A 12,982-nucleotide genomic window follows, 5' to 3' on the forward strand; every position below is an offset into this window, starting at 1 on the left:
CGGTGTCGGACGAAGTCGGAGCTGCATGATCACACTCCGCTTCTGGCGTGCCTTCTTAAGATCTGTGCGATGCTCTGCAGAGAGGGTCGGCGTGATGCTGCGCGGAACCGGCCGTCCACCCAGACCTCCAGCAACCAATGCGGGGAGCTGCCCATCTGGCCGGCGCGCGGCCCTCACCACCTGGCCGAGGGCCTGCGGCACAGCTCCGTTGTGCCGCCACCGAGTTGCTCGGGTCACGCACGGCCTTCCAGCGTGTCGCAGCCTTGACTCACCGCAGCCACACCACCAGGAGTCCACTCAAGATGATCAACGACCAGGTGGGCAGTTGTGGTGGAAATGCCGGCCAGGACGGTTCTTCCGGTACGTCGTCCTCTGGGCCATCGGGGTGCGGCAGGAGCGGCGTTTCCATGGGGATGTTGCGGTACCAGAAGTGGTTGAGCCGCGCCCACTGATCTCGCTCATCGCCCTCGATGCCCAGGTGGGTCAGCAGTTCCTGCCGGTACAGGTCGAAGGCGACCCGCACATGTTCACCGTACAAACGGGCCGGCGCCAGCGCGCCGCGGTAGGTGAGCCAGGCGGTGGCGGCACCGGCCCAGTAGCAGGTGAGGAACAGCCACGCCGGACCGTTGACCGCGGCCAGCCACCCGCCGGCGCCGACTGCGACGAGCGATGCCAGAGCGGAGATCGTCACATGGAACTCGATCTCGGCGCGGGCCGCCACCAGGGCGGCGGCGAGTCCCTCCGGGAGCAGCGGGAACAACCGCGGCCAGGTGACCACAGCGTCCAGGCCGTAGCGTTCGTGCGGGTAGCTCTCGGCGGCTCGCAGGATGTTGCCCAAGCGGGTGGGCATGATGTCCCTCATGTCCGCCGGATAGTCCGAGACTGCTCGATCGAAGCCCAGACGGCGAGCCCGCCTGCGGTGCCAGCGGCGGCCGGGCAGCATCACGGCGTCGCCGAGCCGCCCGGGCCACAGTCCCTCGTAACAGCGGATGAGTGACTGTGAGCGTCCGGACACCACGGCCGCGAGCACCACGGAGACAACGACCGCGCCGGTGCCGGCCAGCACCCGCAGCGTGGCGTCGAGGTTGTTCCACTCGCGCCACATCCTGGCCGGATCGGTCAGCGTGCTGATGACCACCCCGGTGAGCAGGCTCAGGGTGATGAGGACCGGCAGAAGGGCATTGAGAAGGAAGCGGCGGTCGAACAGGCTGCTGGTCTCCCTGACGACGGCGGTGAGCACGTTCAGCCCTCCAGCGTGAGGTCGTGCGCAGGGCCTTCGGGATTTGCGCACCGCGGCGGCCTGCGCGGATTCCAGTGGTCGAGCGCATTGCGGTGGCCGCACTCCGCACAGGCCACCTGTGCTCTGGGCAGCCGCACACGGCCGGGCAGCGCGCTGTCGGCGGAGGCGCCCATCGGGCCCATCTCGTTGTCGGGCAGCGGGTGTTCGCCCGAGGCGAGGTAGTCCGTCAGGCGCGACACCGCGAGCACGGCGACCGGCGTGCGCGCACGCAGGAGCACCAGGCGCGGGATTCCCAGCAGCAGGAGAGTGACGGCGGGAGAGTTGATCAGGTCGACGAGGGTGAGGTCGGCGTCCACCGCGATCACCGAGGGCAGCCCCCGCAAGTCGGCCAGGATCTCGGCGTCGGCGTCGGCGTCGGCCAGGTCGGCGGCCGTCACTGTGCCAAGCACACCGCCGTCGTCGGCGACGACCACTCCGGTTCCCGTCAGCAGTGCTTTCGCGTCGGCCGGGGTGAGGTCGGCGGGCAGGACGGCTATGTCATGGTCGGCGTGCTGTGCGAGCGGATCCGTGGGCCTCAATTCCAGTCTCCGATCAGCACGAATCCGGCCCAGTGACGGGGGTGGGCATAGATCCTCCTGGTGTAGTCGGGCCCGTCGGCATGGCCGCGCAGCGCCAGTGCGGCTCTGGCGTGGGCGGCCTGGAGCTCCCGGTCGTCCTGGGGGTCGCCCTCGGAGGTGTCGAGCAGCTCCGCGTAGCCATCGGCTGCTGCGGCGAAGTCTCTCGCGCGGAACCGGGCGTCGGCCAACTCCCGGGCGAGCACACGGTGTTCGCCTCCGACCCGGGTGCAGTAGGCGACGACGTCGTCGAGTGTGGCGTCCCGAACCGCGAGCTGGGCCGTGCGCAGCGCCGCCGCCTTGCCCATCCCCGCTTTCCTCGCCCGGTAGAAGGAGTACATCAGCAGCCCGGTGGCCACCTCGTCCACCGCCCACAGGCTGACCAGCACGGCTGAGGCGCCCGCGTAGATCAGGGCCCTGGTCAGGCCGAACAGTTCGTCGCCCGGCCTGCGGTGTGCGAGCCCGCTCCGGCAGGCGCTCAGGGTGACCAGGTCGGCCGGGAGCGCCAATCCCAGGACGCGTTCGGCGGTCAGCTGACCGTCGTCCTTTCCGTCCTGCGCGAGCAGCACCCGGGATCGTTCGGGCTGCTCGGCGTCGAACTCGCCGTGGCAGGCGATGTGGAGCACCGAGACGCCACCGCGGGCGGCCGCGGTCATCCCGGCGACGGTCGCGTCCGGGCCCACCAGCCGTCGGGGACGGTCGAGCAGCGTGCACACCAGGCTGCTCTGGGCGCGGGAGTGGGCCAGCGGCCGCTCGGCACGGGAGTCGGCCAGCACCACCGAAGTGCGGGCCGTGGGCCGGTGCTTCGCCTGGCAGTAGCGCATCACGGTGGCGGCGGAGGTGTAGCAGACGGGGTTGCGCTCCACCAGTGGCCCCCCTTCGGCGTCGACCGCGTGCAGAGGCACACCGTGCAGCAGGTCATGCGGCACGATCCAGATCACCTGCCCCGGCGCGCTGTGTCGCACCAGCGGCTCGACCAGCGGGCTCAGCGGGTTTCCGTCGTACGGTCCGGCGGTGTGGGCCGCGTCGTACCGGTCGCCCAGCGCGCGTGCCAGTGCGGGGCGGCCGATCGGTATCCGCACCAGCGTCGGCTCGACGGCACCCGACCGGGCCAGCAGGAGCACGACGGCGTCCTCGGTCACGTGGTACTCGGCCAGCAGCGCCTGTCCGAGCAGCGGCTCCACTTCTGGGAAGCTCAGCGGGTCGCCACGGCGCAGCTGGGCGTACTCGGCGCCGTGCGCGCCGGTGGCGGCCATCTCCCGCCAGGTTCGCGCCAGTCGGTCACGGGCGGCACGGAACGCCTCCAGCGCCTGGATCCGCTCGCCGGGTGTGCCCATGGCCGCGCGTCGGCGCCGCACCTGGGCCAGCTGATCACGTTCGCGGCTCACCAGTTCGGCCGGGACGGCATCGGCGCGCAGCACCGTGGTGTCCCCGAGCTGTTCGAGGAGGAGCCGGGACCGGGATCGCTCGGCCAGGTCGAACACGGCCCTCGCGGGTCGCTCGGGCCACCCCGCACCGGACGCGGTGGCCAGCAGGGCGATCTGCCGCGTGTGCAGATCTTCGAACCAGCCGTTGATCCGCAGGCGCAGCTGCTCGTCGACGACCTCGTCGCGGAAGCGTTCCCGCAGCCCTAGTGCGTCGCCCAGTGTGTCGAACGCGGCCTGCGGGGCGTCCTTCGTCTGCACCCGGGCCAGTTCCATCAGGATGTCCATGGCCATCAGCTGCTGGGAGTTGGCTTCCAGCAGCTTGGCGGCTGCGCGTAGATCCTGGGCGGCCTCGGAGCGCCGCCCCCGCCGCCAGCGTTCCATGCCGCGCTCGACCAGCCGCCGGGCGGGACCGTCGCCCGGCATCCGGGACGGGCCGGGTGCGTCGTCCCCGGCCGGTTCGGGGGACGGTGGCGGGCCGCCCACCAGCGGAGACCAGGGCGGGTGCGCACTGTGGAGATCGATGATCGGGGGCCGGTCGGCGGCTCGTTCCTGTCTCCGGTACTCCTGTTCGTCCGCCGTGCACAGCGTCGCGCCCGCCCACCGGCGGGTCGGTGTCAGCAGCCCCGTATCACCGGCGAGGGCCCTGCGTTCGGCCGCGGCCTCGCCGATGCGGTCCAGCCGTTCGGCCAGGACGCGGGCGCGGTACAGCCGCACGAGGGCGGCGAAGTCCGGCAGCCCCGCGTCGGTGAACGCGGCCGTCGCCGTGCGATAGCAGGCCTCGGCTCCCGTCCAGTCCGCCTCGGCCTCCAGCACCTGCCCCTTGCTGAAGGAGCAGTTGGCCCGCGCCCGTGCGACCACGTCCGCCGCCGCGTACGGCTCGGCCGCGTCGACCAGTTCCTCGGCCGCGTCCAGCCAGGCATTCCCTTCGGCGACGGCCGCGTCCGCCGGGGGCCAGCGGCGTTGCGCGTACTCCGGCCAACGGTATTTCCCGTACTGCCCCGTCAGGCATACGACGGCCAGCGCGGCCATGGTGTTCGGCAGCGCCAGCCCGGTCGGCCCGCGCACCTCGTCGTTCAGCCAGGCTTCGGCGACGTGGGCGTCGTAGGAGGTGTTGTCCCGGTGGAAGTTCTGGGCGGACAGCACTCTGGTCCACCACAGCGGCGAGGCGTCCGCGGGAATCCGGCGGCCCAGCTCCACCAGTGCGGACACCGAGGTCACGATGGATACCAGCCATGCCGTGTTCGAAGGCTGCACCAGGTAGCCGTAGGCCAGCACCGTGCCGTTGGCGAAACTGCCGACGATCTGGGCCCATGGCCAGGCCGACCGGACCGGAAAGCCGAGCACGATGGTGACCATCACCTGGGTCGCCACCATCGCGACGAGGGTGGCGGAGAACTCGGACCAGTCGTCGGGCAGGGCGTGGCGATCACCTGCGACCACCACCAGGAGGATGCCCACGTGGATGACGATGTCCGTCGTCAGATACCGACGCCGGTCGTAGCGGCTCATCCGCCGGGTACCGGCTCGGCCGGCCCAGCACACCGCCGTCGCCAATACCCCCACGAACAGTGCGTGCGCAGGGGATATCCGGGGAGTCGGCCGGTCGAGGACGACCACAGACACCGCTGTCACCAGCGGCGTCCAGACCAGCAGCCACGACACCGCCGACACCAGTCGGCCCCATGCCTCCACGGGCCGGCCCGTCTCGCCGGACAGCGCGGCCTTCAGACGGCGCTCGTAGGCGAACCACCGCGACACCCGCAACCCCGGGGCGCTGGTCCCCAGCAGGTGCGCGGCGAACGCACCGGCCGCCGGATACACCCACCACTCCCACCCCATCGGGACGGAGTGCCGGACCACGGCGACCACGGCGTACCCGAGAGCGAACGTGGGTGCCCACAAACCCGCCATGACGGCGGAGACGACGAACAGGACGCGTCCCGTCACGTCGCCCTGGAATGTCTCGGCCCAGCCCGTGAAGCCGAGCAGCACGCCCGCAGGCAGTCCCAGAAGGTGTCGCACGCCGCGTCCCACGCCGCTCATCATCCCCGACGGTCTGTCAACTTCACAATGAGGCCGGTACGTTGCTGAGGATCGGATGACGCGGAGGGCGGCGGCGGAGGCTGACGTGATCATCGAGAGCGCCGGCTCGGACCCGTCCGAGTTCATTCGGGCGTTGTTGGTGGGCACCGGCCTCGTCTTCGCACTGCTGCGGTGGCGCGAGGCACGAACAGGGACTCCACGTGGACGGTTCCTCCTCGGAGCCGACCTGGTCCTCGCGGTCGCCCTGGTGCCGCTCTCCGGACGGTTCGACGATCTGGTGACCTCACTCGCCCGGCAGTCGGCGCTGATCCCGCTCGCGGCCGGTCTGGTCGCGGGACTTGCGGGTATGGCCACCACGGGGCTGGCCGCCGCCGCGGTGTTCGCCCTGGACGGTGGCGGGACGAGCACCCTCGCCTGGGTCGTCTCGCCCCTCCTGGTCGGCGCGGCATTGCGCACCGTTCGCCACAAGCCGGAAATCCCGCCCCGCTTGGATCCGTTGTTGCAGACAGGACTGTTCCAACCATCCCGCGGCATGGTCCGGGAACTGCCGGGTGGGATGACTCCCGCCCTTCCGGGCCCGTCCGACGTGTTCTGGGCAGTGACGGCCAGACTGGTCTGCGTCGTCCCTCTGCTGCTGGTGTTCCTGATTCCCGGAGACGGGGAGCTGAGCGCGAGGATCGGCGGCGGGCTGCTCCTGTGGGCCATGCTTCTCGCCTATGACCGGGCCCGACGGCCCTTGCTGATGCCGCATCGCCGCCTGGCCCGCATCACCGACACCGGCGTGTTCCTGGTGCTTCTCGTAGTGGCCGCCGGGCCGCTCGGCGAGCTGGTGGCGCGGTGGTGGTCGTCCCATCCATCGGTCGACCAGTGGTGGGTGGCTCTGTTCGCCTTCGTCCTGGCGATGGTTCACCCGCTGGCCGAGCCGCGCTTCGACGGGAGACGACGCTCCTGGCTGCTCACTCGTTCTACGCGGTTCCTCTTCGGCGCCCACCAGCTCATTCTGGTGGCCGCGGCCTTCCCCTTCCTTGTCGGCGGCGTGTTCCACCCGACGCGGAAACTGATGGAGGCCTCAGCCCTGGCTCTCGCCATCGGGTTCTTCCGCGGGGCGTTGACCGCGGTCCATGCAACTACCGGCAACCGGCACATCGCGGACGTGATGCTCTTGCTGAAGGCGCCGTCCGGTGGGCGGGAGCGACTGCTCGACCAATGGGTGTCCGACACGTTCTACCGACGCAGGTGGTGGCTGATACCTCGCCCCTGGGACTACTCACTGCCGCGGATGACGGCGGTTCTGGCCCAGCTCAGTGCCGAATCCTCGGTCGCCACCGCGGGCGTGTACTGGCATCTGGTCTGGGGTGAGCGCGTGAGACTCGACCACTCGTCCGTCACCGGGCTCCTCAAGCTGGCGGACCAGATCCTGGACCGGGTGGACGCCTGCTTTCCGTCGATACGGGCAACCAGCCTGCACCGAGCACAGCAGACAGCCCGCGCCGACGTCGCGTGCCACCGCAGCAACGTGGCGCAGTACCTGCACGACTTCGAGGGCATCGTGGCCGCGGCGAACCAGGCCGCCGACCACTACACAGCGATCGACGCCCCGTCCCACGCCGCCGTCGTACGGATCTTCGCCGCCGACCGGCTGTCCGACGTCGGACAGCACGAGACCGCAGCGGCCCTGCTCTCGGTCATCCCGGGGGACCTGCCGCCGGCCGTCCGCCGACTGCTCCTCATCAGCCGGGCGGCCTCGGCCCATCGCACTCACCGCACCACAGCCGCCCGCGCTCTGCTGACCGCGGCAAGAGCCATCCCCGCACGCACCATTGTTGACTTCCGCAAGGCCTTCGCTGCCGAGAGGATCGCCTTTCCCTCGTTCGCGGAGGGCGCTCGAAGCGCCATGATCACGGCCGAACTGCACCTCGATCGTGCACTCGGCGGCACCCACCCGAGCACGCATTGACTCATATGGCGGATGGACAGCGCGGCCGCTGTCTGCGCCCCGGCGGAACGCGGATCCTCCCAGGCCGCCGTGCCCAACATCGCCTGCGCGCTGCTTGCCTCGCCAGCCAGGATCTCGTTCATCGACCCGGGTACTTCGCAAGAGCGCACGAAGTTGATCGTCAGAAGTTCGTGAGTTCTCTACACGGGAAGGTGAACGTCATCGCTCTCCGCCCGCCCATTTGTCGTGCTGCTCCACTTGATCATTGCGTGGCATGCGAGGCCCGTCTCGGCGTCACGGCCGGCCTTCCGGACGATCGGGGGCGTGGGAGGGCTGGGAGGATGTTGCCGCACTGCCGGCCTCAGAACAAGTCGACGGCGTCATCGGCGTCGACACCCACCGCGACACCCTCACCGCAGCCGCCGTCGGTGACCGTCCGGCCCAGGCCCTCAAGCACCGGATGACGACGCGGGCCATGCGGTCAACCGCTCAGCGCATCCAAGTCCTGCAGGCCGAGGCGAAGGAGCTCGAGAACGAGATCCTCGCACTGGTGCGACAGCAAGCCCCCGACCGGCAGCGCAACAACATGTCGTCCGACCGGAAGGCGGGAACGGTCATGTCCGGTTCGACCACGTCCAGTACGGCCGCTGTTCCGAAGGCCCGTCGGCGGCGCTCCCGGGCGCGCCCCGCCTCCGCCCGGCGAACGAACCAGGCCGGCTTCGGCCGCACAGCGTCTGGGGCCCACTCTGGTGACCGGCATCGGGGGGATCCAGCGCGGAACGCCGCAGCCAGGGACGTAGGGACGCGGATCACCGTCCTCGTCGCCCGCACGGCCAATCGCGTGATCGCCGCGGCCAAGGCGGGAGCGCACCGCAACACGGCGGCTGTGGTGAGGCAGGTGGACGGAGTTGCGTGGGCGGGCCGGCGGCACCGCGCTCGCCGGGGAGATGCCGAGGAGAGCGGCGAGCGCACCGGTCACGTCGACGAGGACGGCAGGCCTTTACGGAGCGCCGGTCAGGTGGCGCCAGCCGTCCATGCCGGCCTTGGTCTCGGGGGAGGTGTTCTCGATGATGCGGACGAGGATCCGACGGAGGTGGGGCGGCTGGTGCCGCAGGCCCAGGGACTCCATGGCGTCGAGCAGTTGGAGCAGACCGGTCCGCTGGTGGTCGGGGAGTTGAGGCAGGGCGGCTGCGGATTGTGCGGCGGCATCGTCGGCCGCGCCCAGCGTGGTGGCCAGCGCCGCGATGCCGGCCCGCTGTATGTCGGTGAGTGAAGTGCTCATCTGGATATCGCCTCTGGGATCGGGAAAGCGGTCAGGGCAGTTGGATGGCCTTGGTCTCAAGGAACTCCTCGAGACCGTGGGTTCCGAGTTCGCGTCCGGCGCCGGACTGCTTGTAGCCGCCGAAGGGGGCGTGGTGGTTCCAGGGGGCGCCGTTGATCTCGACCTGGCCGCTGCGGATGCGGCGCGCGACGCGCTGGGCGCGGTCGAGGTCGGCGGAGAACACGCCGGCGTTGAGTCCGTAAGAGGTGTCGTTGGCGATGCGGATCGCGTCGTCCTCGTCGTCGTACGCCTGGATGACGAGTACCGGGCCGAAGATCTCTTCCTGGACGATGGCCATGTCGCGGGTGGTGTCGGAGAAGACGGTGGGTTGTACGTAGTAGCCGGCGTCGAGGCCCTCGGGCGGTTCCGTTCCGCCGGTCACCAGCCGGGCGCCCTCTGCGATGCCGCGGCGTATGTAGTCGCGCACGGTCTCGCGCTGCCGGTCGGAGATGACCGGGCCGAGAACGGTGCCGGGCTCGAACGGGTCGCCGACCGGGATGGCCTCGGCGATGGTCTTGGCGATCTGCTCGGCCTCCGCAAGGCGGGCGCGGGGCACGATCAGCCGGGTCAGTGCGGAGCAGGTCTGTCCGGTGTTGAGGAAGCAGGCCGTCACGCCGCGGGTCACGGCGGTGGTGAGGTCGGCGTCGTCCAGGACGACGAGCGGGGACTTTCCGCCCAGTTCGAGGGCGACCCGCTTGACCGTGGCGGCTGCGAGTTCCGCGACCCGGCGCCCGGCCCGTGTCGACCCGGTGAAGGACACCATGTCGACGTCCGGGTGCGCGGTGATGGCTTCGCCGACGACGGCGCCCGTGCCGCTTACGAGGTTGAACACCCCATCGGGCAGGCCGACTTCGTGGAGTATGTCGGCGAGGACGAAGGCGTTGAGGGGTGCTGCCTCGCTGGGTTTGAGGACGACGGTGCAGCCGGCGGCCAGGGCCGGGGCGACCTTCGCGGCGATCTGGTGCAGCGGGTAGTTCCACGGGGTGATGGCGCCGACCACGCCGATCGGTTCGCGTACGACGAGGGAGTTGTGCAGCTGTTCGGTGAAGGCGTAGGAGCGGGCGAGTTCGGCGGCTGTGGCGAACGACATGACGGGCAGGCCGACTTGGATGAGGTTGCTGTGGAGGTAGGGCATGCCGACCTCTTGGCTGATCAGGGTGGCCAGCTCGGTCTGACGGTCGAGGAGCGCCTCGACGGCGCGGTCGAGCAGCTTCGCACGCTGTTCGGCGGGGGTCTGCGACCAGTCCTCGAAGGCCCGTCGGGCTGCGCTCACCGCGCGGTCGACGTCCTCGGCGGTGGCGGCGGGGGTGCTGCCCGTGATCTGTTCGGTCGCGGCGTTGACAACTTGTGTGGTCTCGCTGCCGGTGGACGGGTACCAGGCCCCGTCGACGTAGATCTTGCTGCGGTGGTTCATCGGTTTGCTCTCCTTGGGAGTCGGGACGGCGTCAGGCCAGCTCGCGCTTGAGGATCTTTCCGGTGGGACCGAGCGGCAGGGCTTCGCGGAATTCCACGAGCCGGGGGTACTTGTGGCCGGCCATGGTCGCCTTGCTCCAGGCCACCAGCTCGTCCTCGGTGACCGTGCTGTCCGGTGTGGGGATCACGAAGGCCTTGACCTCCTCGCCGTGGCGGTCGTGCGGTACGCCGACGACGGCGGCCAGGCTGACCGCGGGGTGGGCCATGAGGGCTTCCTCGACCTCGCGCGGGTAGACGTTGAAGCCGCCGCGGATGATGAGGTCCTTGACCCGGTCGACGATGTAGAGGTAGCCGTCCTCGTCGCGGCGGCCGATGTCGCCGGTGCGGAACCAGCCGTCCCGCAGCGCCTTGGCTGTCTCCACAGGGCGTCCGAAGTAGCCCTTCATGACGTTGTGGCCCCTGATGACCAGCTCACCCGGCTCGCCGACGGGTACCTCCCGGCCGTCCTCGTCGACGACCCGGACTTGGACGCCCCATACAGGCAGGCCGATCGAGCCCGGCCGGACGGGTCGGTCCTGGCGGTTGAAGGTGGCGGTGGGGCAGGTCTCCGAGAGGCCGTAACCCTCCAGGATCTGCACACCGAACTTCTCGGTGAAGCCGCGCAGTACCTCCAGCGGCAGCGGGGCGCCGCCCGACACGGCCACCCGGAGCGTTGCGCGGACGGCGTCGAGGTCGATGCCGTCGGTGTCGGCGTTGAGCAGTTCCCAGTACATCGTCGGGACGCCCGCGAAGAAGGTGACCTGCTCGCGTTGCGTCAGCGTCAGCACGTCGGCCGCGGAGAAGCGGGGGAGCAGGACCAGCGTCGCGCGGGAGTAGAAGCCGGTGTTCAGCTGCGTGGTCTGGGCGAAGCTGTGGAACAGCGGCAGGGTGATGAGGTGTACGTCGTGCGGGTGCCGCTCGTACATGGAGTCGTAGAGCCGGGCGTTGAGCAGCATGTTCACGTGGCTGAGCTCGGCGCCCTTGGGCTGCCCGGTGGTGCCGCTGGTGTAGAGGATGACCGCGGTGTCCTGCGGCTTGGTCGGCACTGTCTCGAACGTCGTCGGTCGTCCCTCCAGCGCGGCACCGAGCGTCCGCGCGCCAGCGATCCGCGAGGGGCCTGCGGGATCCGCGGTCAGGAGGAAGAAGTGCTCGCACTTCTCCGCCGCCTGGAAGCCGGCCCAGCCTTCGTCCCCGAGCCGGAGCTGCTCGCCGCCTTCGAAGCAGAGGAACGCCTTCGCCCGCGAGTCCTCCAAGTGGTAGGCAATCTCACGAGACTTGAGCAGGACGTTGAGCGGTACGACGACGCCGCCCGCCTTGAGGATGCCGTAGTAGACGATCGGGAAGTACGGCACGTTGGGGCAGGCGAGCGCGACCCTGTCGCCCGGCTCGATACCGGACTGGACCAGCAGATTCGCCACTTGATTGGCAGCCGCTTCCACCGCTGCGTAGGTCATCCGTGTTTCCCCGCACACGACCGCCTCGCGAGACGGCTGCTCCCGCGCGGAATCCTCAAGCAGCATGGCCAGGTTGAGCATCTGTCATTGTCCTTCGGTCGGATGTGGGACAGGAGCGGCCGACGCGTCTCGCCGTCGGCGGGATGCCGGTGTGTCAGGCGCCGGCGCGGGCGGCGTCGCGGGCCGGGTCGACAAGGGTGAGGGCCGCGAGGGCGCCCAGCAGCAGGAGGGCTCCGGAGAGCACGATGGCGCTCTGGTAACCCGTCCCGCCCTGGGTGTCGAGCAGGTGTCCGACGACGGCGGGGGCGATGAGGCCCGCGGTGGTGACGGTGGCGTTCATCGTGCCGAGGGCGCCGCCGCGCCGGGCTGGCGGGGCCAGCTCGGTGATGGTGGTGACCGCGACGGCCGCGAAGGATCCGCCCAGGCCGAGTCCGACGGCAAGGAGCGCGGTCTTCGCCGCCGCACCGTCCACCAGGGGTACGGCCAGGCAGGCAGCCGCACCGACGAACAGCAGACCGCCGCCCACCCTGCCGCGCGCCCAACGGCTGCTGACGCCGCGGCGCATGAGCCATCCGGTGAGGGCCGCCTGGCCGAGCAGCGCGAGCCCGCCCAGCACCCAGGTGAGGGCCACGATGTAGGCGGAGGCGCTTGCGGAGTGGCCCAGTCCGCCGCGCAGATAGGAGGGCAGCCAGGCGAGCATCAGCGCTATGGTCCAGTAGCTGGTGAAGTACGCGGTGGTGGTGCCCAGCCAGGTGCGGGTGCCCAGGATCCGCCGGTAGGCGGGCCTGGCCGCAGCGCCGTCGGAGACGGGCCCTGTGCAGGACGGTGTCTCTGGGGTGTCGGCCCGGTACGGTCCGTCGGCGCCCAGCAGGGCCCAGACGACGGCCCACAGCACCCCGATGGCGGCCAGCACCCAGAGCGCGGCACGCCAGCCGTGGTGGTTGATGACCCAGGTCAGGCCGGGTGCGGCGGTGATCACGCCCAGGGTGACGCCGAGGGTGACCAGGGCGCCGGGGAGGTTGCGCCGATGGTTGGGGAACCAGGACATCGCGGCCTGCTGGGCGACGGGGAAGGCGGGACCTTCTGCCGCGCCCAGCATGACGCGTGACCCGATCAGCACGGCCAGACCGCCGCCCAGGGCTGCCGGTGTCTGCGCGACCGACCAGAGCAGGGCCATGGCGAGGAGGAGCCACTTCGGTCGTACGCGGTCGGCGAGCAGCCCTACCGCGGCGCCGGCGACGGAGAAGAGCAGGAAGAAGGCGCTGTTGGCGAGTCCGAAGTCGGTGGCCGACAGGCCCATGTCCGTGCGGATCTGCTCGGCCGCGAGGCCGAGCACGGACTTGTCCGCGAAGTTGACCATCATGAAGACCACGAGCAGGGCGGTGACGGTCCAGGCGCGGGCACCGACGCCCCGGCCTGCCGGTGAGGTCTTGTCGAACCGTCTGGGCGCGGTTCCGGCGGCGGTCACGAGGTCCTCCGAAAGGGATTGCCGGTC

The 12,982-nt window shown here is 70.4% G+C and carries 8 protein-coding genes; 1 reads left to right on the plus strand and 7 read right to left on the minus strand.

The genetic code is table 11. The features are described from left to right. Positions 1-268: 268 nt before the first annotated feature. From QIS99_RS25475 to QIS99_RS25485, 3 genes are read right to left on the minus strand one after another with little or no spacing between them, the layout of a single operon-like run. A complete protein-coding gene (locus QIS99_RS25475; protein ID WP_282515983.1) occupies positions 269-1,240 on the minus strand; it encodes a hypothetical protein in 972 nt (323 codons plus the stop codon). A gap of 2 nt (positions 1,241-1,242) precedes the next feature. Further along, on the minus strand, positions 1,243-1,818 hold the full coding sequence (locus QIS99_RS25480) for a CBS domain-containing protein (RefSeq protein ID WP_282515984.1): 576 nt from the start codon (positions 1,816-1,818) through the stop codon (positions 1,243-1,245). Next, a complete protein-coding gene (locus QIS99_RS25485) occupies positions 1,815-5,303 on the minus strand; it encodes a CHAT domain-containing protein (protein WP_282515985.1) in 3,489 nt (1,162 codons plus the stop codon). The genes QIS99_RS25480 and QIS99_RS25485 overlap by 4 nt, the downstream gene beginning before the upstream one ends. A 106-nt stretch (positions 5,304-5,409) precedes the next feature. On the opposite strand from QIS99_RS25485, the gene QIS99_RS25490 reads away from it, so the two are divergent. Then, positions 5,410-7,281: a hypothetical protein gene (locus QIS99_RS25490; protein ID WP_282515986.1), complete on the plus strand. Its 1,872-nt coding sequence runs from the start codon at positions 5,410-5,412 to the stop codon at positions 7,279-7,281. A gap of 979 nt (positions 7,282-8,260) precedes the next feature. Here the strand turns inward: QIS99_RS25490 and QIS99_RS25495 are convergent. The 4 genes from QIS99_RS25495 to QIS99_RS25510 all read right to left on the minus strand — a co-directional run bounded on the left by QIS99_RS25495 (position 8,261) and on the right by QIS99_RS25510 (position 12,955). Beyond that, positions 8,261-8,542 (minus strand): hypothetical protein, encoded by a 282-nt coding sequence (locus QIS99_RS25495; protein WP_282515987.1) that lies wholly within the window; start codon positions 8,540-8,542, stop codon positions 8,261-8,263. Positions 8,543-8,573: 31 nt separating this feature from the next. Further along, positions 8,574-9,995 (minus strand): aldehyde dehydrogenase family protein, encoded by a 1,422-nt coding sequence (locus QIS99_RS25500; protein WP_282515988.1) that lies wholly within the window; start codon positions 9,993-9,995, stop codon positions 8,574-8,576. Positions 9,996-10,026: 31 nt separating this feature from the next. Continuing rightward, a complete protein-coding gene (locus QIS99_RS25505; RefSeq protein ID WP_282515989.1) occupies positions 10,027-11,568 on the minus strand; it encodes a long-chain-fatty-acid--CoA ligase in 1,542 nt (513 codons plus the stop codon). 73 nt (positions 11,569-11,641) lie between these two features. Then, a complete protein-coding gene (locus QIS99_RS25510) occupies positions 11,642-12,955 on the minus strand; it encodes an MFS transporter (protein ID WP_282515990.1) in 1,314 nt (437 codons plus the stop codon). Positions 12,956-12,982: the final 27 nt, after the last annotated feature.

This window comes from Streptomyces solicavernae (assembly GCF_029968095.1).
Lineage (GTDB): Bacteria > Actinomycetota > Actinomycetes > Streptomycetales > Streptomycetaceae > Streptomyces > Streptomyces solicavernae.

What these genes read in the sequence shown, in the direction of transcription:
- QIS99_RS25495 (WP_282515987.1), bottom strand. Translation starts at nt 8,542, where the DNA reads ATGAGCACTTCACTCACCGACATACAGCGGGCCGGCATCGCGGCGCTG.
- QIS99_RS25500 (WP_282515988.1), bottom strand. Translation starts at nt 9,995, where the DNA reads ATGAACCACCGCAGCAAGATCTACGTCGACGGGGCCTGGTACCCGTCC.
- QIS99_RS25505 (WP_282515989.1), bottom strand. Translation starts at nt 11,568, where the DNA reads ATGCTCAACCTGGCCATGCTGCTTGAGGATTCCGCGCGGGAGCAGCCG.